A 20,185-nucleotide genomic window follows, 5' to 3' on the forward strand; every position below is an offset into this window, starting at 1 on the left:
CCGCTGCCACGACCTACGGACGGCGGCCCCACAGCTCACGAGGAGACGGGCGACGGGCCCCACAGCTCACGGGGCCCCGGCGCCCGCCGAGACCGGCGAGCCCTACAGTGCCCCAGCCCCGGCCACGGCCTCCGGCACCGGCAGCACCGCGCTCACCCGGAAACCACCCGCGTCCGTCGGACCCGACACGAAGACACCGCCCAGCGCGGTCACCCGCTCCCGCATGCCGACCAGACCGTTGCCACCGCTCGGCAGATCCGCGTCGGCGGCCGACGCGTCCGACGGACCGTTCTCCACCTGCATCGCGACCTCCGCCTCACGATGCGCGAGCCGCACCACGACCTTCGCACCCGCCGCGTGCTTGTGGACGTTCGTCAACGCCTCCTGCACCACCCGGTACGCCGTCTGCTCCACCTCGGCCCCGTACGGCCGGGCCTCACCCATCACCAGCAGCTCCACGACCACGCCCGCCTGACGCGACTGCTCCACCAACGCCTCAAGAGCGTCCAGACAAGGTCCGTCACCACCGACGCCCCCGTCCTCCGCAGCCGCCTCGGCAGCCGCCGCGGCCGCCCGGCCGACGGCCGCCAACGGCAACGCCGCGGGCCCGGCCGGAGCCGCCGCCGGGGCCTCCTCCCGGAGCACCCCCAGCATCTCCCGCAGCTCCGTCAACGCCTGCCGCCCCATGTCCCCGACCAGCGCCGCGTTCTTCACCGCCTTCTGCGGATCCTTCAACGCCACCGCCTGCAAGGCCGCCGCGTGCACCACCATCAACGACACCCGGTGCGCCACCACGTCGTGCATCTCCCGCGCGATCCGCGTCCGCTCCTCCTGCCGCGCCCACTGCGCCCGCTGCTCCGCCCGGTCCGCAAGCAGCGAAAGCTCCTGCTCCAGACTGTCGGCGCGCTCCCGCAACGACTCCATGAGCCGACGCCGTGCACCTATGTAGAGGCCGAACAGCAACGGCGGCGCGTTGAGCCCGAGCGTCATGAACAACGACACGACCGGCACGTACCAGCCGCTCGGATCGAAGTCCTGCTGGTCCACGTCGGCCTGCGCGACGTCCTGGCGCAGCCGGACCATCGTCACGATGTACACGGCCACCGTCGACATACCGGCCAGCGCGGCCGTGAACCGCCGGGGCACCTCGGACGCGGCCAGCGAATAGAGACCGACGATCCCCATCAGATAGCCCATCTCGGCCGGCGTCACGGCGATCGAGACGAGCACCACGGTGATGGGCCACTTCCGCCGCACCAGCAGCACGGACCCCACGACCAGCCCGAACAGCACCCCCACCGGCACCGGCAACGACACCTGCTGCGCGAACCCGATCCCCTCGAGCCCACACTCCAGCGCCGACACCACGGCCAGCGAGACGTCCAGCACGACGCTGCGCCGTCTCCCCCACCACCACCAGCTCCGCCGCACAGGCTGCACGCCCGCCGCGTCCCGGTCCGCCCCCGTTGTGGTCATGCCTTCCACCCTACGGGCGAGGGCCAACGATTTTCCCGACTCCGGCCCGCCCCGGAGCGCCGCCCGTCAACGCGAGTGGACACCAGTCCCTCGAACAAGTGAATCGACAGGGTTTTCGACCCGGACGTCCGTATTCCGGACGAGGCTCATCACATGACACCCGAAACGAGCCGCTACGCCGATTTCGAAGGCCTCCGCCACCAGGCCGTCGCCTTACGCCGCGAAGGCCCCAGCCTCCGCCAGATCCGCGACCGCCTGCAGGTCTACAACAACGACCTCCTCCACCGGCTCGTGAAGGGAGAACCACCCCCGGACTGGACGAAGCGCCCCAACGCCAAGGACGACCTCCGCGCCCGGGCCCGCGAGCTGCGCCTGAGGGGAAAGACGTACGACCAGATCCAGGTCGAAAGGGTCGAACCGGAGCGGTTGGCGTTCCGCGTCATGATCCATATGACGGCTGACGTCGAAGGCGCGAAGCAGTACTGGGCAGACCTCGCCGGCGTCGATCCGGCCACTTTCCAGAAGACCACGATCAAGAAGCACAACCCGAAGACGGTCAGGAAGAACATCGGCCCCGACTATCGGGGGTGTCTCGTCATCCGCGTCTCGCAAGGCGCCGAGCTTTACCGTCGCATCGAAGGCTGATGGTGCGGCATAGTAGGTGCGGTCGACTCGATCAACAGAGCACAATGTCCGATTTAGTCGACTTAGCTATCCCCTGTGGTGTAATCGGCAGCACTGGGACCTTTGGAGTCCTATGTCCGGGTTCGAGTCCTGGCAGGGGAGCCAGTCGGCGAAGGGTCCCGACCTCCCAGGTCGGGACCCTTACTCGTTCCCCGCCCGACACCCCCCGGTATCCTTCGGAAGTCCACCACCCGAAAGCCGAAGGGCATTCCCGTGAGCGCCAACCGCCCGGCAGCCGTCGTCGTCCTCGCAGCGGGTGAGGGCACCCGTATGAAGTCGAAGACTCCCAAGGTCCTCCACGAGATCGCCGGGCGCTCGCTCGTCGGGCATGTCGTGGCCGCCGCCCGTGAGCTGGAGCCCGAGGACCTGGTCGTGGTCGTGGGGCACGCGCGGGAGCTGGTGAAGGGGCACCTGGACGAGCACTACGCGGGGACGCGGACGGCCGTGCAGGAGGAGCAGAACGGGACCGGGCACGCGGTGCGGATGGCGCTCGGGGAGCTCGGGCGGGCGCCCGAGGGGACCGTCGTCGTGGTGTGCGGTGACACGCCGCTGCTGTCCGGGGAGACGCTGCGCGCGCTGGCCGCGACGCACGCGGCCGACGGGAACGCCGTGACGGTGCTGACCGCGGAGGTGCCGGACGCCACCGGGTACGGGCGGATCGTGCGCGACGGGGCCACCGGTGCGGTGACCGCGATCGTGGAGCACAAGGACGCTTCGGACGAGCAGCGGGCGATCAGGGAGATCAATTCCGGCGTCTTCGCGTTCGACGGTGTGCTGCTCGCGGACGCGCTGGGCAAGGTGCGGACGGACAACAGCCAGGGCGAGGAGTACCTCACCGACGTGCTGTCGATCCTGCGCGAGGCGGGGCACCGGGTGGGTGCGTCGGTGGCGGTGGACCACCGGGAGATCCTGGGGATCAACAACCGGGTGCAGCTGGCCGAGGCTCGTGTGCTGCTCAACCGGCGTCTGCTGGAGCGGGCGATGCTGGCGGGTGTGACGGTGGTGGATCCGGCGTCGACGTTCGTGGACGTGACGGTGACGTTCGAGGCGGACGCGACGGTGCTGCCGAACACGCTGCTGCTGGGTGCGACGCATGTCGCGGAGGACGCGGTGGTGGGCCCGAACACGCGGCTGAAGGACACGACCGTGGGCCGTGGGGCCCGGGTGGACAACACGGTGGCCGATTCCGCCGCGGTGGGCGAGGGTGCGTCGGTCGGTCCGTACGCGTATCTGCGTCCGGGGACGGTTCTGGGCGCGAAGGCCAAGGCGGGTACGTACGTCGAGATGAAGGCCGCCGTCATCGGTGAGGGTACGAAGGTCCCCCATCTGTCGTATGTCGGTGACGCGACGATCGGCGAGTACACCAATATCGGTGCGGCGAGTGTCTTCGTGAACTACGACGGCGAGGCGAAGCACCACACGACGATCGGCTCCCACTGCAAGACGGGTTCGGACAACATGTTTGTGGCTCCCGTCACGGTGGGGGACGGTGCCTACACCGCTGCCGGGTCCGTCATCACCAAGGATGTGCCGGCCGGTGCGCTGGCCGTCGCCCGTGGCCAGCAGCGGAATATCGAGGGCTGGGTGGCCCGTAAGCGTCCGGGGAGCGCGGCCGCGCAGGCTGCCTCCGCCGCCAGTGAGAAGTCCGCAGGCGAAAGCTGACCGGAAACGAGTACGCCGAACTCGGCGTACCGTGATACGTGCACACAAATTCGGCTGGCTCGCACACGCGCACGGGAGCGCGGGGAATCGCGGCCAGAGACCCGTCGAGGAGACAGTGCTGTGACCGGGATCAAGACGACCGGCGAGAAGAAGCTGATGCTCTTCTCCGGCCGCGCCCACCCCGAGCTGGCCGAGGAGGTCGCACACCAGCTGGGTGTCGGCATCGTGCCGACCAAGGCGTTCGACTTCGCCAATGGCGAGATCTATGTCCGCTTCCAGGAGTCCGCGCGTGGCGCGGACTGCTTCCTGATCCAGAGCCACACGGCTCCGATCAACAAGTGGATCATGGAGCAGCTGATCATGATCGATGCTCTGAAGCGGGCTTCGGCCCGGAGCATCACGGTGATCATCCCGTCGTACGGCTATGCCCGTCAGGACAAGAAGCACCGTGGTCGTGAGCCGATCTCGGCCCGTCTGGTGGCCGATCTGCTGAAGACGGCGGGTGCGGACCGGATCCTGACCGTGGACCTGCACACGGACCAGATCCAGGGCTTCTTCGACGGCCCGGTGGACCACCTGTCGGCGCTGCCGGTCCTGGCGGACTACGTGGGTGCGAAGGTCGACCGTACGAAGCTGACGATCGTGTCTCCGGACGCGGGTCGTGTGCGGGTGGCGGACCGCTGGTGCGACCGTCTGGACGCGCCGCTGGCGATCGTGCACAAGCGTCGTGACAAGGACGTCGCCAACCAGGTGACGGTGCACGAGGTCGTCGGTGACGTGAAGGGCCGTGTGTGTGTCCTGGTGGACGACATGGTCGACACGGCGGGCACGATCTGTGCCGCGGCGGACGCGCTGTTCGCGCACGGTGCGGAGGACGTCATCGTGACGGCGACGCACGGCATCCTGTCCGGTCCGGCCGCGGACCGGCTGAAGAACTCGAAGGTGAGCGAGTTCGTGTTCACGGACACGCTGCCGGATCCGAGTGCGCTGGAGCTGGACAAGATCACGGTGCTGTCGATCGCGCCGACGATCGCGCGCGCGGTGCGTGAGGTGTTCGAGGACGGTTCGGTGACGAGCCTCTTCGAGGAGCACTGAGCTTCCCCTCAGCCGTTCGGCTGTACCGGTAAGGGCCGCTTCCCCGTGGGAGGCGGCCCTTGCCCGTGGGCTCCTGATCCACTCGTGATCCATTTGGGCGGTCCGGTGGCCTGCGGCTAGACTGTCGTGGTTGCTCGGCGAGGGAGGCCGTGCCCGTGCGTGTGTCGCACGTGGTGCCGGCGGTCCGTTATCGACGCGCTCTTCGTAGCAGGCCCACGCCAGTCGTGGCCGGGTGACAGTCGCATCAGTCACCACATCTACGAGGAGTGCACATGTCCGAGGTGAAGCTCGCCGCGTCCGTCCGCACCGAGTTCGGCAAGGGCGCCGCCCGCAAGATCCGCCGCAACGCCCAGGTCCCCGGTGTCCTGTACGGCCACGGCTCGGACCCGGTCCACCTGACCCTCCCGGCCCACGAGCTGACGATGGCGCTGCGTACGCCGAACGTCCTGCTGTCCCTGGCCATCGAGGGCAAGGGCACCGAGCTGGCCATCCCGAAGGCCGCCCAGCGTGACCCGCTGAAGGGCTTCCTGGAGCACGTCGACCTGCTTCTCGTGAAGCGCGGCGAGAAGGTCACCGTCGAGGTTCCGGTCGTCGCCGAGGGCGACCTGGCCGCCGGTGGCAACCTGCTCGAGCACGTGCTGAACACCCTGTCGGTCGAGGCCGAGGCCACCCACCTGCCGGAGTCCGTGACGGTCTCCGTCGAGGGCCTGGAGGCCGGTGCCTCCGTCCTGGCGCAGGACATCGCCCTGCCGAAGGGCGTCACCCTGGTGACCGAGGGCGACGCCGTCGTCCTGCAGGTCCTGGCCGCGCAGGCCGAGGAGCCGGCCGGCGAGGCCGCCGAGGGCGAGGCCGCCGAGGGCGCCGAGGCCTGAGCCGTAGGCTCTGTCTGACGTGACGGGGTGACGGGCCCACGGGCCCGTCACCCCGTTTCTTTCTGTCCACCGGGCTTTCTGTCCACCAGGCTTTCTGGTCCAGCAGGCCTTCTGTCCACGAGTACACGGGTACGAGGAGACGAGACGCAGATGACGGACGACGCGAACGCGCCCTGGCTGATCGTCGGCCTCGGCAATCCCGGCCCGGAGTACGCCGGGAACCGGCACAACGTGGGCTTCATGGTGGCGGATCTGCTGGCCGAGCGGATGGGCGGGAAGTTCAAGCGTGCGCAGAAGGCGCAGGCGCAGGTGGTCGAGGGCCGGATGGGCCCGCCCGGTCCGGCGAACCGGCGGGTGGTGCTCGCCAAGCCCATGTCGTACATGAACCTGTCGGGCGGCCCGGTGACGGCGTTGCGCGACTTCTACAAGGTGCCGACGGCGCACGTCGTGGCGGTCCATGACGAGCTGGACATCGACTACGGGGTGCTGCGGCTGAAGATCGGTGGTGGCGACAACGGTCACAACGGTCTGAAGTCGATGACGAAGTCGATGGGTGCCGACTACCACCGGCTGCGGTTCGGCATCGGCCGGCCGCCGGGCCGGATGCAGGTGGCGGACTTCGTCCTGAAGGACTTCTCGTCGGCGGAGCGCAAGGAGCTGGACTACTTCGTGGACCGGGCGGCGGATGCGGTGGAGTGCCTGGTGACGGAGGGCCTGGAGCGGGCGCAGTCCGCGTACAACGCGTAGACACTCCGGCGTACGACTGTACGATCGCGGGTCATGACGCACGTCCGTAACGCCGCCATGGTTCTCGTCGTCCTGCTCCTCCTCGTCGCGGGCGCGTGGTCCTCCTGGGACACGGCCCAGCACGTGTTGCTGTCGAAGGGGCGGGAGCACGGCACGTTGACGGTGACGGGCTGCAACGAGGAGACGTGCAGCGGGCGTTACACGTCGGAGGATCCGGGATCGGCGCATCACACGCTGACGATCGAGCACTCGGTGGCGGCGGAGAAGGGCCAGACGCTGCCGGTGGTGGTGAAGCCGGGTACGGCCGAGGCGGTCCGTACGGGCTGGGGCGGTGGTCTGCACGCGTGGCTCCCGCTGGGCGGGGCACTGCTGTTGGCGGCGCCGCTGGTCGGTGGCGGGCTGCGGATGGCGCGTACGGGATGGTCGGTGGCGGGGGCGGGTGCGGCGTTGTTGCTGGGGGCGTTCTTCGCACTCTGATTGTTTTCGGACACGGTGGCGCGTTCCCGCCAGAATCGTTATGTCCGTTGGCTTAAAGGTGACTTACAGCAACGGATAGGCTGCCCCCGCCATCCCCCACGGCATCCCTCTTCTCTCAGATGGACAGCAGCCCTATGCGACGTACCCTCATTTCCGCCGCCACGGTGGTCAGCACCGTCACCGCGGCGTCCCTGCTGCTCGCCCCGGTTGCCTCGGCCGCCGGCAAGCCCAAGGGCGACAACGGCACGGTGAAGATCCACGACTCCAAGACCGGCGAAGAGCTCAAGAAGAACGAGCCCAAGGTCTGCTCCTTCTACCTGGACGCGTTCGGCTTCGACGCGGGCCAGGAGGTCCAGTGGCACATCGAGGCCTGGGCCAACAACGAGAAGGACAAGGGCACGACGGTCAAGGAGGGCACCATCGTCCTCGACGCCGACGGTCACGAGCGCACGGAGGACATGACCCTCCCGAACGGCCAGTACAAGCTGTTCTGGAACTTCGAGGGCGAGAACGGCGCGGCCAAGCACAAGGTCTTCAAGACCGACTGCGAGCCCGGCGAGACCGCTTCCCCGACCCCCTCCGGCACGCCGTCCGGTACGCCCTCCGGTACGCCCTCGGGAACGCCGTCCACGTCGCCGTCCGGCGGCACGGAGACCCCCGGCTCCTCCGAGTCGCCGTCCGCCTCCGCCACGACGCCCGGCGCCAATGGTGGCTCCAACGGCGGCTCCAACGGTGACTCCGACGGCAACCTCGCCGAGACCGGTTCCAGCGCCCCCGTCGGTATCCTCGCCGCCGTCGCCGTCGCCCTCGCGGGTGCCGGTGCGTTCCTGGTGACCCGCCGCCGCAAGGCCCAGCAGCACTGAGATAACGCATGAACACGACGGTGCCCCCGTCGGAGCCTGGCTCCGGCGGGGGCACTCTCGTTCGTGCGAGGCCGTCAGCCGGTGTTGCGCAGGCCCGCCGCCACGCCGTTCACCGTGAGCAGCAGTGCGCGGGAGAGCAGCGGGTCGGGGTCCTCGCCGCGTTCGGCGGCGGAGCGCTGGCGGGCGAGCAGGGCGACCTGGAGGTAGGAGATCGGGTCCAGGTAGGCGTCGCGGATGGCGAAGGTCTGCTGGAGCACGGGGTTGGAGTCGAGCAGCTGCTCGCCGCCCGTGATCTTCAGGACTTCGGCGACCGTGAGCGCGTGCTCGGCCTCGATGGTCTCGAAGACGTGCTTGAGCTCGTCCGGGACCAGGGTGTCGACGTAGTGCCGGGCGATCCGCAGGTCCGTCTTGGCCAGCGTCATCTCGACGTTGGAGAGGAAGTTGCGGAAGAAGTGCCAGCGCTCGTACATCTCGCCGAGCACGGCGTCGAGTCCGGCCTCGCGGAGGGCCTTGAGGCCGGAGCCGACGCCGAACCAGCCGGGGACGATCTGCCGGGACTGGGTCCAGCCGAACACCCACGGGATGGCCCGCAGTCCGTCGAGGCCCGCGCCCGAGTCGGGGCGGCGGGAGGGCCGCGAGCCGAGGTGGAGGTCGGCGAGCTGGTCGACCGGGGTCGAGGCGAAGAAGTAGGCGGGCAGGTCGGGGTCCTCGACGAGCCGCCGGTACGCGGAGTGGGCGGCGTCGGAGACGGTGTCCATGGCCGCGTCCCAGCGGGCCAGGGCGTCGTCGGACTGGCGGGGCGCGGTGTGCAGGGCGGAGGCCTGCAGGGTGGCCGCGACGGTCAGTTCGAGGTTCTCCCGGGCCAGGGACGGGATGAGGTACTTGTCGGAGATGACCTCGCCCTGCTCGGTCACCTTGATCTCGCCCTCGAGGGTGCCCCACGGCTGGGCGAGGATCGCGTCGTGCGAGGGGCCGCCGCCGCGGCCGACGGTGCCGCCGCGGCCGTGGAAGAGCCGCAGCCGGACGCCGTAGCGGTGGGCGACGTCGCGCAGCCGGCGCTGGGCGCGGTGGATCTCCCACTGGGAGGTGGTGATGCCGCCGAACTTCGAGGAGTCGGAGTAGCCGAGCATGACCTCCTGGACGTCGCCGCGCAGGGAGACGAGGCGCCGGTAGGAGGGGTCGGCGAGCATGTCGTTGAGGATGACGTCGGCGGCGCGCAGCTCGTCGGTGGTCTCCAGGAGCGGCACGATGCCGATCTTGGCCCAGCCGGCGTGGAGGTCGAGGAGGCCGGCCTCGCGGGCGAGGACGGTGGCGGCGAAGACGTCGTCGGCGCCCTGGCACATCGAGATGATGTACGACTCGATGACCTCGGGGCCGAAGACCTGCAGGGCCCGCTTGACCGTCTGGAAGACGCCGAGGGTCTTCTCTCCGGCGGCGTCCAGCGGGGCCGGGCTCGGGGCGAGCGGGCGGCGGGAGCGGAGCTCCTTGGCGAGCAGCTTCTGCCGGTAGTCGCGCGGCATGTCGGCGTAGCGCCAGGACTCCTCGCCGAGCCGGTCGAAGAGCTGGCCGAGGGCGTGGTGGTGGGCGTCGGCGTGCTCGCGGACGTCCATGGTGGCGAGCTGGAGGCCGAAGGCGGCGAGGGTGCGGATGGTGCGGTCCATCCGCCCGTCGGCGAACAGGCCGCCGCGGTGCTCGCGCAGCGAGGTCTGGATCAGGGTGAGGTCGCGGAGGAGCTCGGCGGTGCCGAGGTAGTCGCGGCCGTCCTGGTGCGGGGTGCCCTTGGCGAGGCGCTCGCGGGTGTTGAGGAGCTTCTGGCGGACGCAGGTGACCTTGAGCCGGTAGGGCTCCTCGGCGTTGAGCCGCTTGTAACGGGGGCTGATCTCGGGCAGGCGCTCGAGGTCGGCCTGGAGGGACTCCAGGAGCTCGTCGGTGGCGCCGGCGTAGCGGATCGAGTTGGAGAGCAGGCCGCGGAGGTAGTCGACGAGTTCGAGGGCGTCGGTGATGCCGTGCTCGTGCTGGAGGATCAGGACGTCCCAGGTGACCTGCGGGGTGACGTTGGGGTTGCCGTCGCGGTCGCCGCCGATCCAGGTGCCGAAGGTGAGCGGGCGGGTGCCGGCGGGCAGGTCGAAGCCGACCCGTTCGAGCTCGGCGGCGAGGTCCTCCAGGACGTCGCCGACGGCGTTGGCGTGCAGCTCGTCGAGGTAGTAGATGGCGTTGCGGGCCTCGTCGGCGGGCTCGGGCCGGACGACGCGGAGCTCGTCGGTCTGCCAGATGAGGTCGATGTTCTCGGCGAGTCGCAGGTCGTGGCGGCGCCGGTCGGCCTCGATGACCGGGGTCTCCAGGAGGGCGCCGATGCGGCGCAGCTTGTTCAGGACGGAGCGCCGGGCCGCCTCGGTGGGGTGGGCGGTGAAGACGGGCCGTACGTTCAGGTTCTTGATCGTCTCGCGTACGTGCGCGGGGTCGCCGTCCTTGAGCATGTCGGCGGTGCGGGCGAGCAGGCCGCCCTCGGCGGCGCGGCGCTCGCGCAGCTCGCGGCCGCGGTGGACCTGCTCGGTGACGTTGGCGAGGTGGAAGTACGTCGAGAACGCGCGCACCAGCCGGCCGGCGGTCTCGAGCTCGACGCCGCGCAGCAGCTCGGCGGCGGCCTCGCCGTCCTCGCGGGTGAGGCGGCGGACCTTCTCGACGAGTTCCAGGAGCTCCGGCCCTTCCTGGCGGACGAGCGTCTCGCCGAGGAGGTCGCCCAGTCGGCGGATGTCGGAGCGCAGCTCGGCGCTGGCGGTGGAGGTCTGGTCGGCACTGCTCACAGGTGCGGCTCCTTGCAGTGTTTGAGCACGTCTGGAGGGGTACTGGAGGCTTGCGGACCGCGCTGTCCGACGCACCCAGGATAGGTGCCGGTGTCCGCGGCACGGAGCATGCCCCGGCTTTGGCGCTCTTGCCGCGTGCCGAGGCGCTGCCATACTTACGTCGCCGTAGGTTACGGAAGCGTAGCCAAGGGCGTCCTTTCCCTACCCTCACCCCCCAGGGGACACCCATGACCACAAGCCCCGAGCTGACCTCGGAGTCCTCGGCGCCCGAGGCGGCCGACACCGTTCACGCCCTGCCCTCCGCCACCCTCGGCGGGGACAACAAGCGTTCGATCGAGCAGATCACGCTGCTGCTGTTCATCACGGTGCCCTTCCTGGCCCTGGTCGCGGCGGTGCCGCTGGCCTGGGGGTGGGGAGTGAGCTGGCTCGATCTGGGCCTCATGACGGCGATGTACTTCATCGGCTGCCACGGCATCACGATCGGCTTCCACCGCTATTTCACGCACGGCTCGTTCAAGGCGAAGCGTCCGCTGCGCATCGGGCTCGCGATCATGGGCTCGCTCGCGGTGGAGGGGCCGCTGGTGCGGTGGGTGGCGGACCACCGCAAGCACCACAAGTTCTCGGACGCCGAGGGCGACCCGCACTCGCCGTGGCGGTTCGGCGAGACGGTCCCGGCGCTGATGAAGGGGCTGTGGTGGGCGCACATCGGCTGGATGTTCGACGAGGAACAGACGCCGCAGCAGAAGTACGCGCCCGACCTGATCAAGGATCCGGCGATCCGTGCGATCTCCCGCCAGTTCGTCCTGTGGACGGTCGTCTCGCTCGCCATCCCGCCGGTGGTCGGCGGCCTGGTGACGATGTCGTGGTGGGGCGCGTTCACGGCGTTCTTCTGGGGCTCCCTGGTCCGCGTCGCGCTCCTGCACCACGTGACCTGGTCGATCAACTCGATCTGCCACGCGGTGGGCAAGCGTCCGTTCAGGTCGCGTGACCGCTCGGGCAACGTGTGGTGGCTGGCGGTGCTGTCGTGCGGCGAGTCCTGGCACAACCTGCACCACGCGGACCCGACCTCGGCCCGGCACGGTGTCCTCAAGGGGCAGGTCGACTCCAGCGCGCGGCTGATCCGCTGGTTCGAGCTGCTGGGCTGGGCGTACGACGTGCGCTGGCCGGCCAAGTCGCGTATCGACGCCCGGCGCCAGGGTGCGGCCGCAGACGCGGCATGATGGAAGACGTGGCGATCGACGGCGGTACCAGCAGCACGAGCGAGCAGAAGCCCCGGCGCGGGCGCCGGGTGAGGATGACGGGCGCGGAGCGCCGTGAGCAGCTCCTCGACATCGGTCGCACGCTGTTCGCGGAGAAGGGCTTCGAGGGCACGTCGGTGGAGGAGATCGCGGCGAAGGCCGGGGTGTCCAAGCCGGTGGTGTACGAGCACTTCGGCGGCAAGGAGGGCCTGTACGCGGTCGTGGTGGACCGGGAGATGCGCCAGCTCCTGGACATGGTGACGGGCGCCCTGACCGCGGGCCACCCGCGTGAGCTCCTGGAGCAGGCGGCGTTCGCGCTCCTCGACTACATCGAGCGCTACACGGACGGCTTCCGCATCCTCGTCCGCGATTCCCCGGTCGCCCAGTCGACGGGCACCTTCGCCTCCCTCATCAGCGACATCGCCACGCAGGTGGAGGACATCCTGGGCCTGGAGTTCAAGGCCCGCGGCTTCGACCCGAAGCTGGCCCCGCTGTACGCCCAGGCCCTGGTGGGCAGCGTCGCCCTGACTGGCCAGTGGTGGCTGGACGTCCGCAAGCCGAAGAAGGCGGAGGTGGCCGCCCACCTGGTGAACCTGGCCTGGCACGGCCTCGACGGCCTGGAACAGAAGCCACGCCTGATAGGGCACCGGAAGAGCTGATTTCGAGGCCCCGGGCCGGCTTGCCGACCGGGGCCTCAGTCCGCTTTGTGCCAGGGCTTGCAGCCGGTGGTCTTGAACGCCTTGTCCGAGGCGAGGATGGTTACGGTGACCTGCCCCTTCGAGCCGTCGGCGGCGAGCAGGTCGTCCGCATTCCCCGTCGTGCCCTTGAGCCGCGCCCAGGAGCAGTAGGGCGAGTCGGGGTCCGAGGGCCCTTCGCTCCGGTACGTCCCCGGTTTCACTTCCGCGCCGACGAAGAAGGTGCCGTCGCCCGGGATCGCCCCCCGGAGCGGGGACGTACTGGTGGCGGGTGACGCCGCGTCGGCGTCCCGTGCCCCGGTGGTGCCGCCCGCGTCGGTCGGCCCCTGGGCGGTGACGGTGACCGTGGGGCCCACGATGCCGCCGGAGCCGTTGTCGTCAGCGAGGACCATCCCGAGCAGGACCCCGACGCCGATGCCGGCGACGGCCGCGAGCGCGTGGGTCGCCAGCCGTCGCCGACCTCCCGCCGATTCCCGGTCGGGCGGACCCGACTGCGGTCCTGGCGGCGGGCCCGTCGGCCTCTTGCGGTCGTTCATGGAGCAAGCGTGCGGCCGTGGTGGGTCGGCCGCACGCCGAGCGGCAGGGGCACCGCATCACTCCAGGGGCTCCAGGAACTCCAGTCGGTTGCCGACCGGGTCCTGGGTGTAGAAGCGGCGGTGGCCTGGGAGGTTGTCGTCCCAGACGACCGGCGCCCCGCGTTTCTCCAGGCGGGCCGCGTAGTCGCGGATACCCCTCACTCTGAGGCCCGGATGCGCTTTCCGCGCGGGCCTGAAATCGGCCTCCACTCCCAGGTGAAGCTGCACACCGCCCGCCGCGAACCAGCAGCCACCGCGCGCGGCGAGCACCGGCGGCTTCGGGATCTCGGTCATCCCGAGCACACCCTCGTAGAACGCCCGCAGTCGTGGCTCGCTCCCGGCCGGCGCGGCCAGCTGTACGTGATCGACGGCGACTAACATCAGGCTCCCTTCCTCGCGACGGCGAAGATCCGGCGGAACGGGAAGGCCGTGCCGTGGGGGCCCGGTGGGTAGGCGGCGCGGAGGAGGTCGCGGTACTGGGAGAGGAAGGCCTCGGTGGCCGCGTGGTCGTCCTGGAGCGCGGTCAGCACGGGCCTGAGGGCGGTGCCCTTCACCCAGTCGAGGACGGGGTCCTCGCCCGGGAGCATCTGGATGTACGTGGTCTCCCAGACGTCCGTCTCGCAACCGAGGTCCGTCAGCCGCTGCAGGTAGTCGACCGGCTCCAGGATGTGCACGAAGCGCCGGCCCTGGTCCCCCACCCGGTCGCGCCACTCCGGGGCCTCGCACAGCTCGCCGAGCAGGGCGTGGCTCGGTGAGGTGAAGTTGCCGGGGACCTGGAAGGCGAGGGTGCCGCCGGGCCGCAGGCCGTCGACCCAGACGGCGAAGGACTCGGGGTGGTTGGGCACCCACTGCAGGGCGGCGTTGGAGACGATCAGGTCGTACGGCTCGTCGGGCGTCCAGTGGGCCGCGTCGGCCGGCCGGAAGTCGAGCCAGCCGCCGCCCGCCGTGGTGCCCGCCCAGTCCTTGTCGGCCCGCTCCAGCATCTCCGGGCTGAGGTCGAAGCCGGTGATGTGGGCGTCCGGCCAGCGGTCGGCGAGCAGGGCGGTGACGTTGCCCGGGCCGCAGCCGATGTCGGCGATGCGGGCGGGGCGGCGGTGGTTCGGGAGTTGCGGTATTCGTGCGAGCAGATCGAGGAACGGCCGGGTCCGGTGACCCGAGTGGCGCAGGTACTGCTGTGGGTCCCACGTGGGTGCGGCGGAGTCCACGGAATGCATGTTCGAAGCCCCCTTGCTGGAACGAGTTGCCGAAACGGAACGGTGTTCCGGCCCGGTCTCTTCCCCATAGTCAAGAAGACTATATCTTGATGTCAAGAAACTTGGCATCAAGAGTCATGAACTCAAGAGACTTTATGTCAACAGACCCTCTACACTGATCGTCATGGAGGACGAGGTCGACCGACTGGTCGCTGCATGGCGTCGCGAACGCCCGGACCTCGACGTGGAACCGCTCGAGGTGCTCAGCCGTGTCTCACGCCTGGCCCGTCACCTCGACCGCGCTCGTCGGCTCGCCTTCTCCGAGCACCAGCTCGAGCCGTGGGAGTTCGACGTCCTGACCTCCTTGCGCCGGGCCGGTGCGCCCTACCAGCTCTCCCCCGGCCAGCTCCTCACCCAGACCCTGGTCACCTCGGGCACCATGACCAACCGCATCGACCGGCTCGCCAAGAAGGGCCTCGTCGAGCGGCTCCCCGACCCCAGCGACCGGCGCGGCGTCCTGGTCCGCCTCACCCCCGAAGGCCGCGACCGCGCCGACCAGGCACTGGCCGGACTGCTCGCCCAGGAGCGTGCGATCCTGGCCCGCCTCTCCCGCACCGAGCGCGGTGAACTGGCCGGTCTGCTACGCCAGTTGACCGCCCCGTTCGACAACATCCCCGGCTAGGACGGGATCCGGGTCCTCCGCCGGCCCGACACCCGCGCGCCGGGCCAGCGCCACCGCCGCGAGCGTCGAGTGCACGCCCAGCTTCCCCAGCACGTTCTGCATGTGCGTCCGCACGGTGTGCGGCGACAGGAAGAGCCGCTCGGCGACCGCCTTCCGGCCGAGGCCGGCCACCATGCAGCGCAGCACCTCGCGCTCCCTCGGCGTCAGCGACTCCACGAGCCGCTCGCTCTCCGTGCGGTGCCGCCGGGCCTCCGTCAGCTCCCGCAGCACCCCGGTCAGCAACGCGGGCGGCAGATGCGTCTCGTCCCGCAGCACGCCCCGCACCACCGCCAGCAGCCGCTGCAGCGAGCTGTCCTTGGCCACCCAGCCCCACGCGCCCGCCTGCAGCGCGAGCGCCGCCCGGTGGGCGTCGTCCCGCTCCGCCAGCACGACACTGCGCAGGCCCGGCCGTCCCTCCCGCACCTGTCCCACCAGCTCGACCCCGTCGGCACCCGCCAGGTCGGCGTCCACGAGCATCACGTCGAACCGCCGCCCCTCCGCCGCGGCGCGGTCCAGGCAGCGCAGGGCGGCGGGACCGCTGCCGGCGGCTGCGACGTCGACGTCGGGCTCCGCCGCCAAAGCGGCCGCGAGCGACTCGGCGAAGACACGGTGGTCGTCCACCACCAGAACCCGGATACGGGCCACGGACACCCCCAGTCGGTCGAGGAGCCCGGCGCGGGTACGACGCCGGGGGCGGGTTCCGTCACTCGCACGGCCGCCGCCGTGCCATGACAGTTACCCCCGCCCCGGGCGCCGTACCCGGCGGGTCTCGATACCCCTGATCAGCACCGGCCCCCACCGGCACTGCGCACCAGAGTAGGGGCGCCCCCGGCGTCACGCGGCGAAATCGCGGAAGTCCACCCGCAGGCGCGGCCCGCGGTCAGCCCACGCGGCGCGCGCCCGCGGACGGCACGGCGGCGAAGAGACCGGGCTCGGCGTAGCCGGCCCGCTCGAAGGCGCCCCGCACGGCCTTGGCCACGTCCTCGGCGGAGGAGTCCTCCACCAGCACCACGGCCGACCCGCCGAAACCGCCGCCCGTCATCCGCGCCCCGAGCGCCCCCGCCTCCACGGCCGCCTCGACCGCGAGGTCCAGTTCGGGGCAGGACACCCGCAGATCGTCCCGCAGCGACGCGTGCCCCTCGACGAGCAGCGGTCCCACCGCACGCGGATCGCCGGCGTCCAGGAGGGCGATCGTCCGCGCCACCCGGTCGTTGTCGGAGACGACGTGCCGGACGTAACGACGAACCGTTTCGTCGGTCAAACGCCCGAGGGCGTCGGGCAGTTGCTCGACGTCCACGTCGCGCAGCGCGCGCACGCCGAGCGCCCGCGCACCTGCCTCGCACCCGGCGCGCCGCTCCGCGTACGCGCCGTCCCCGAGCGCGTGCTTGACCCGTGTGTCGACGACGAGCAGCCGCAGCCCCACGGCCGCGAGGTCGAACGGCACCTGCCGGTACGACAGGTCGCGCGTGTCCAGGAACAGCGCGTGCCCCTCGGCGGCGCACGCCGAGGCCATCTGGTCCATGATCCCGCACGGCACGCCGACGAACGCGTTCTCGGCGCGCTGCGCGATCCGGGCGATCTCGGGCCCGGAGAGCCCGAGCCCGTACAGCTCGCTCAGCGCGAGCGCCGTGACGACCTCCAGGGCCGCCGAGGAGGAGAGCCCGGCGCCCGTGGGCACCGTCGACGCCAGGTGCACGTCCGCGCCGCCCACCGGGTGCCCGGCCTCCCGCAGCGCCCAGACGACACCCGCCGGGTACGCGGCCCAGCCGCCGCCCGGACCGCCCCCGCCGGGCTCGAGGCCGGCGACGTCGAGCCGGACGATCCCGCCGTCGACGTCCCCGGAGTGCAGCCGCAGCACGCCGTCGTCCCGTCGGGACACGGCGGCCACGGCCGTGTGCGGCAGAGCCAACGGCAGCACGAAGCCCTCGTTGAAATCGGTGTACTCACCGATCAGGTTGACCCGTCCGGGCGCCGCCCAGACCCCGTCAGGGCCGGCCCCGTACAGCTCACCGAACTCCGCCGCGACACCGCTCATCCGTTATCCCTGCTCCTTCTTCCGCGCGAACGCCCACGCGTCCTCGACGATGGCCGCCAGATCCGGGCGGGACGGGGTCCAGCCGAGCCGCTCGCGCGCGGCCTCGGCGGAGGCGACGAGCACGGCCGGGTCCCCGGCGCGGCGCTCGGCCATGACCTCGGGCACCGGGTGGCCGGTGACCTTGCGGACGGTCTCGACGACCTCCCGCACGGAGAAGCCGTTGCCGTTGCCGAGGTTGCAGATCAGGTGTTCGCCGGGCGTCATCGCGTCGAGGGCCAGCAGATGGGCCTCGGCGAGGTCGGCGACGTGGATGTAGTCGCGGACGCAGGTGCCGTCGGGCGTCGGGTAGTCGTCGCCGTACACGTTGATGGCCTCGCGCTTGCCGAGCGCCACCTGGAGGACCAGCGGGATGAGGTGCGACTCGGGGTCGTGCCGCTCGCCGCACTCCTTGTAGGCGCCGGCCACGTTGAAGTAGCGCAGCGAGACCGCGGCCATGCCGTGCGCGGCGCACTCGCCGGTGATCATGTGGTCGACGGCGAGCTTGGTCGCGCCGTACGGGTTGGTCGGCGCGGTCGGCGCGGACTCGGTGATCGGCACGGTCTCCGGCTCGCCGTACGTGGCGGCGGTCGACGAGAAGACGAGCTTGCGCACGCCGGCCTCGCGCATGGCGGCGATGAGCGCCATGGTGCCGCCGACGTTGTTGTCCCAGTACTTCTCGGGCTTGGCGACGGACTCGCCGACCTGTGAGAAGGCGGCGAAGTGCAGCACGCCGTCGTACGAGGCGTCGAGCCACCGCGCGGCGTCCTGGATGCGGCCCTGGACGAACGTCGCCCCGGCGGGCACGCCCTCGCGGAAGCCGGTGGAGAGGTCGTCGAGCACGGTGACCTCGTGCCCCGCCTCCAACAGGTGGGCGGCGACCGTGCTGCCCACATAGCCGGCTCCGCCCGTCACCAGGTACTTACTCAACTGCTTGCCACCTCTCGGAGTCTGTCGGCCGCGGACTCCGGCGAGACGTCGTTCATGAACGCGCCCATGCCGGATTCGGTGCCCGCGAGGTACTTCAGCTTGCCAGAGGCCCGGCGGACGGTGAAAAGCTCCAGGTGCAGCGCGAACTCGTCCCGGCCTGGACCCGTGACCGGCGCCTGGTGCCAGGCGGCGATGTAGGGCGTCGGCGGCTGGCCGGGGCCGAAGATCCGGTCGAAGCGCCGCAGGAGCTCCAGGTAGAGCCGGGGGAACTCGGCGCGGGCGTCCTCGTCGAGGGCGGTGAGGTCGGGCACCCGCCGGTGCGGGTGGAGGTGCACCTCGTACGGCCAGCGGGCGGCGTACGGCACGAAGGCGGTCCAGTGCTCGCCCGCCAGGACCACCCGCTCCGCGGCCCGCTCGCGCTCCAGGACGTCCTCGAAGAGGTTGCGGCCGGTGCGGGCGCGGTGGGCGAGGGCGTTGCGCAGCATGGTCGCGGTGCGCGGGGTGGCGGTGGGGAAGGCGTAGATCTGCCCGTGCGGGTGGGCGAGGGTGACGCCGATCTCGGCGCCGCGGTTCTCGAAGCAGTACACCTGCCGGACGCCGGCGCGGGCGGAGAGTTCGGCGGTGCGGTCGGTCCAGGCGGCGAGGACGAGGGCGGCCCGCTCCTCGCTCAGGTCGGCGAAGGAGGCGTCGTGGTCCGAGGTGAAGCAGACGACCTCGCAGCGCCCGTTGTCGCCGGACAGGGACGGGAAGCGGTTCTCGAAGACGGCGACCTCGTAGTCCTCGGCCGGGATCTCGCTCTGCCAGCCGTCCGTGGAGGGGCACAGCGGGCAGGTGTCGGCCGGCGGGTGGTAGATCCGTCCCTGCCGGTGCGAGGCGATGGCGACGTTCTCGTCGAGCAGCGGGTCGTGCCGGATCTCCGAGGCGGACACCACGGGGTCGAGCGTCCGGCGGTCGACGGCGTCGCGGACGGTCTCGCCGTGCGCGTCGAAGTAGAGGAGCTCACGCCCGTCGGCGAGGCGGGTGACGGTCTTCTTCACGAGGGGCCTTCTCGGGACGGGGGCTTCCATCGAACAGAACCACTCATAAAAAACCACAATCAAACATCGCAGGTCAACACCCACCCCCACGTGACCACGCGTGGTTTCACTCGCAGGAGTTGGCGGGAGTCGGCGGGAGTCGGCGGGAGTTCGCAGGCGTCCGCAGCAGGTCTCGGCGGCTCATGAGCCCGCAGGACTCCGGCAGGACCCCGCACCCGCAGGACCCCGCGGAACCCCGCAGGACGCCCGCGGTGGCCCGCCCGGCTACGAGCGCTGCAGCGGCACCCGGTCGAGCAGCCCCGTCCGCGCCGCCAGCGCCGCCGCTTCGAGGCGCGAGCCGACGCCCAGCTTCATCAGCACCCGCTGCACGTGCGTGCGCGCCGTGCTCGGCGCGATCGCCATGCCCGCCGCGATCAGCCGGGTGTCCTCGCCCTCCGCCACCCGGACCAGGACCTCCGCCTCGCGCGGGGTGAGCAGCCGCAGCAGCCGCTGGCCCTCGTCGTCCGGCTGCGCCGCCGGGTTCAGGAGCTCCGCGAACGCTCCCTGGATCAGCTGCGGCGCCACCGCCGACTCGCCCGCGCGCGCCTTCACCAGCGCCCGCTCCACGCCCTCGATCCGCTCGTCGTGCCGGACGTAGCCCGAGGCCCCGGCCGCGAAGGCCGCGGCGATCCCGCGCGGCGAGGGCACCGGGCCGAGCACGACCACCGCCACCTGCGGCCGCTCGCGCTTGATCCGCACCACCGGGTCGAAGGTGCCCGGCTCCGCCGGCGCCGCCGTGCCGAGCAGGCAGACCTCCGGCGCGCGGCTCACCACCAGCTCGGCGGCCCCGGCCACGGGCGCCGCCGCGGCGAGCACCCGGTGCCCGCGCAGCTTCAGCGCCGAGGCCAGCGCCTCCGCGTGCAGTCGGTGGTCGTCGACCACCATGAGCCGTACGCCCATCGTTCCTCCCCCATCCCCGGGCCGGCCTTCCCCCGGCCACCCTCCCGGCAAGCTACACACTCCCCGCACACTCCCCCGCCCCGCTTTGCCCCAATCGCCGGGACAC

General features: G+C 71.1%; 20 protein-coding genes and 1 tRNA gene. 11 read left to right on the forward strand and 10 right to left on the reverse strand.

The window, feature by feature from the left end; all coding sequences use genetic code 11:
• Positions 1-102: 102 nt before the first annotated feature.
• Positions 103-1,476, reverse strand: coding sequence for a histidine kinase (locus ACFY8W_RS33495; protein WP_391113635.1), 1,374 nt, complete (start codon positions 1,474-1,476; stop codon positions 103-105).
• Positions 1,477-1,629: 153 nt separating this feature from the next.
• Between ACFY8W_RS33495 and ACFY8W_RS33500 the strand changes: the two genes are divergently transcribed.
• The 8 genes from ACFY8W_RS33500 (at position 1,630) to ACFY8W_RS33535 (ending at position 7,876) form a co-directional block, all read left to right on the forward strand.
• Positions 1,630-2,121: a hypothetical protein gene (locus ACFY8W_RS33500; protein WP_391113638.1), complete on the forward strand. Its 492-nt coding sequence runs from the start codon at positions 1,630-1,632 to the stop codon at positions 2,119-2,121.
• 69 nt (positions 2,122-2,190) lie between these two features.
• Positions 2,191-2,265, forward strand: a tRNA-Gln gene (locus tag ACFY8W_RS33505).
• A gap of 108 nt (positions 2,266-2,373) precedes the next feature.
• On the forward strand, positions 2,374-3,822 hold the full coding sequence (gene glmU, locus ACFY8W_RS33510) for a bifunctional UDP-N-acetylglucosamine diphosphorylase/glucosamine-1-phosphate N-acetyltransferase GlmU (RefSeq protein ID WP_391113640.1): 1,449 nt from the start codon (positions 2,374-2,376) through the stop codon (positions 3,820-3,822).
• Between the two features lie 120 nt (positions 3,823-3,942).
• Entirely contained in the window at positions 3,943-4,917 is a 975-nt protein-coding gene (locus ACFY8W_RS33515) for a ribose-phosphate diphosphokinase (protein WP_365345360.1), read from the forward strand.
• Between the two features lie 272 nt (positions 4,918-5,189).
• Complete coding sequence (locus tag ACFY8W_RS33520; RefSeq protein ID WP_391113645.1) at positions 5,190-5,789, forward strand: 50S ribosomal protein L25/general stress protein Ctc; 600 nt, start codon at positions 5,190-5,192, stop codon at positions 5,787-5,789.
• A 150-nt stretch (positions 5,790-5,939) separates the two neighbouring features.
• Positions 5,940-6,536 (forward strand): aminoacyl-tRNA hydrolase, encoded by a 597-nt coding sequence (gene pth / locus ACFY8W_RS33525; RefSeq protein WP_391113648.1) that lies wholly within the window; start codon positions 5,940-5,942, stop codon positions 6,534-6,536.
• A gap of 33 nt (positions 6,537-6,569) precedes the next feature.
• On the forward strand, positions 6,570-7,013 hold the full coding sequence (locus tag ACFY8W_RS33530; protein WP_391113651.1) for a hypothetical protein: 444 nt from the start codon (positions 6,570-6,572) through the stop codon (positions 7,011-7,013).
• Between the two features lie 134 nt (positions 7,014-7,147).
• Positions 7,148-7,876 carry an LPXTG cell wall anchor domain-containing protein gene (locus tag ACFY8W_RS33535; RefSeq protein ID WP_391113654.1) on the forward strand — a complete coding sequence of 243 codons (729 nt, stop codon included), beginning with the start codon at positions 7,148-7,150 and terminating at the stop codon, positions 7,874-7,876.
• Between the two features lie 74 nt (positions 7,877-7,950).
• Here ACFY8W_RS33535 and ppc read toward each other — a convergent pair whose 3' ends face one another.
• Complete coding sequence (gene ppc, locus ACFY8W_RS33540) at positions 7,951-10,680, reverse strand: phosphoenolpyruvate carboxylase (RefSeq protein ID WP_391113657.1); 2,730 nt, start codon at positions 10,678-10,680, stop codon at positions 7,951-7,953.
• 227 nt (positions 10,681-10,907) lie between these two features.
• On the opposite strand from ppc, the gene ACFY8W_RS33545 reads away from it, so the two are divergent.
• Both ACFY8W_RS33545 and ACFY8W_RS33550 read left to right on the forward strand, forming a co-directional pair.
• On the forward strand, positions 10,908-11,900 hold the full coding sequence (locus ACFY8W_RS33545; RefSeq protein WP_391113660.1) for a fatty acid desaturase: 993 nt from the start codon (positions 10,908-10,910) through the stop codon (positions 11,898-11,900).
• Complete coding sequence (locus ACFY8W_RS33550; protein ID WP_384423528.1) at positions 11,897-12,577, forward strand: TetR/AcrR family transcriptional regulator; 681 nt, start codon at positions 11,897-11,899, stop codon at positions 12,575-12,577. Before ACFY8W_RS33545 ends, ACFY8W_RS33550 begins: the two co-directional genes overlap by 4 nt.
• A gap of 35 nt (positions 12,578-12,612) precedes the next feature.
• On the opposite strand, the gene ACFY8W_RS33555 is transcribed toward ACFY8W_RS33550, so the two are convergent.
• The 3 genes from ACFY8W_RS33555 to ACFY8W_RS33565 are packed head-to-tail and all read right to left on the reverse strand — an operon-like array spanning position 12,613 to position 14,402.
• Positions 12,613-13,149 carry a hypothetical protein gene (locus tag ACFY8W_RS33555; RefSeq protein ID WP_391113663.1) on the reverse strand — a complete coding sequence of 179 codons (537 nt, stop codon included), beginning with the start codon at positions 13,147-13,149 and terminating at the stop codon, positions 12,613-12,615.
• A gap of 57 nt (positions 13,150-13,206) precedes the next feature.
• The gene (locus ACFY8W_RS33560) at positions 13,207-13,569 is read right to left on the reverse strand and encodes a VOC family protein (protein ID WP_391113665.1); all 363 of its coding nucleotides are present in this window, start codon (positions 13,567-13,569) and stop codon (positions 13,207-13,209) included.
• Complete coding sequence (locus ACFY8W_RS33565) at positions 13,569-14,402, reverse strand: trans-aconitate 2-methyltransferase (RefSeq protein ID WP_391113668.1); 834 nt, start codon at positions 14,400-14,402, stop codon at positions 13,569-13,571. Before ACFY8W_RS33565 ends, ACFY8W_RS33560 begins: the two co-directional genes overlap by 1 nt.
• Positions 14,403-14,565: 163 nt before the next feature.
• On the opposite strand from ACFY8W_RS33565, the gene ACFY8W_RS33570 reads away from it, so the two are divergent.
• Positions 14,566-15,063: a MarR family winged helix-turn-helix transcriptional regulator gene (locus ACFY8W_RS33570; protein ID WP_384423424.1), complete on the forward strand. Its 498-nt coding sequence runs from the start codon at positions 14,566-14,568 to the stop codon at positions 15,061-15,063.
• Here ACFY8W_RS33570 and ACFY8W_RS33575 read toward each other — a convergent pair.
• The 5 genes from ACFY8W_RS33575 to ACFY8W_RS33595 form a co-directional block, all read right to left on the reverse strand.
• On the reverse strand, positions 15,022-15,759 hold the full coding sequence (locus ACFY8W_RS33575; protein ID WP_391114209.1) for a LuxR C-terminal-related transcriptional regulator: 738 nt from the start codon (positions 15,757-15,759) through the stop codon (positions 15,022-15,024). The two genes, ACFY8W_RS33570 and ACFY8W_RS33575, sit on opposite strands and share 42 nt — an antisense overlap.
• Positions 15,760-15,982: 223 nt before the next feature.
• Positions 15,983-17,137 carry a galactokinase gene (gene galK, locus ACFY8W_RS33580; protein ID WP_391113670.1) on the reverse strand — a complete coding sequence of 385 codons (1,155 nt, stop codon included), beginning with the start codon at positions 17,135-17,137 and terminating at the stop codon, positions 15,983-15,985.
• 3 nt (positions 17,138-17,140) lie between these two features.
• Positions 17,141-18,103, reverse strand: a complete 963-nt coding sequence (galE, locus tag ACFY8W_RS33585) for a UDP-glucose 4-epimerase GalE (RefSeq protein WP_391113673.1) — start codon at positions 18,101-18,103, stop codon at positions 17,141-17,143.
• Complete coding sequence (galT, locus tag ACFY8W_RS33590) at positions 18,100-19,140, reverse strand: galactose-1-phosphate uridylyltransferase (RefSeq protein ID WP_391113676.1); 1,041 nt, start codon at positions 19,138-19,140, stop codon at positions 18,100-18,102. Before galT ends, galE begins: the two co-directional genes overlap by 4 nt.
• Positions 19,141-19,404: 264 nt before the next feature.
• Positions 19,405-20,079: a LuxR C-terminal-related transcriptional regulator gene (locus tag ACFY8W_RS33595; protein WP_391113679.1), complete on the reverse strand. Its 675-nt coding sequence runs from the start codon at positions 20,077-20,079 to the stop codon at positions 19,405-19,407.
• Between the last annotated feature and the right edge of the window lie 106 nt (positions 20,080-20,185).

The organism is Streptomyces sp. NPDC012637 (assembly GCF_042954805.1).
GTDB lineage: Bacteria > Actinomycetota > Actinomycetes > Streptomycetales > Streptomycetaceae > Streptomyces.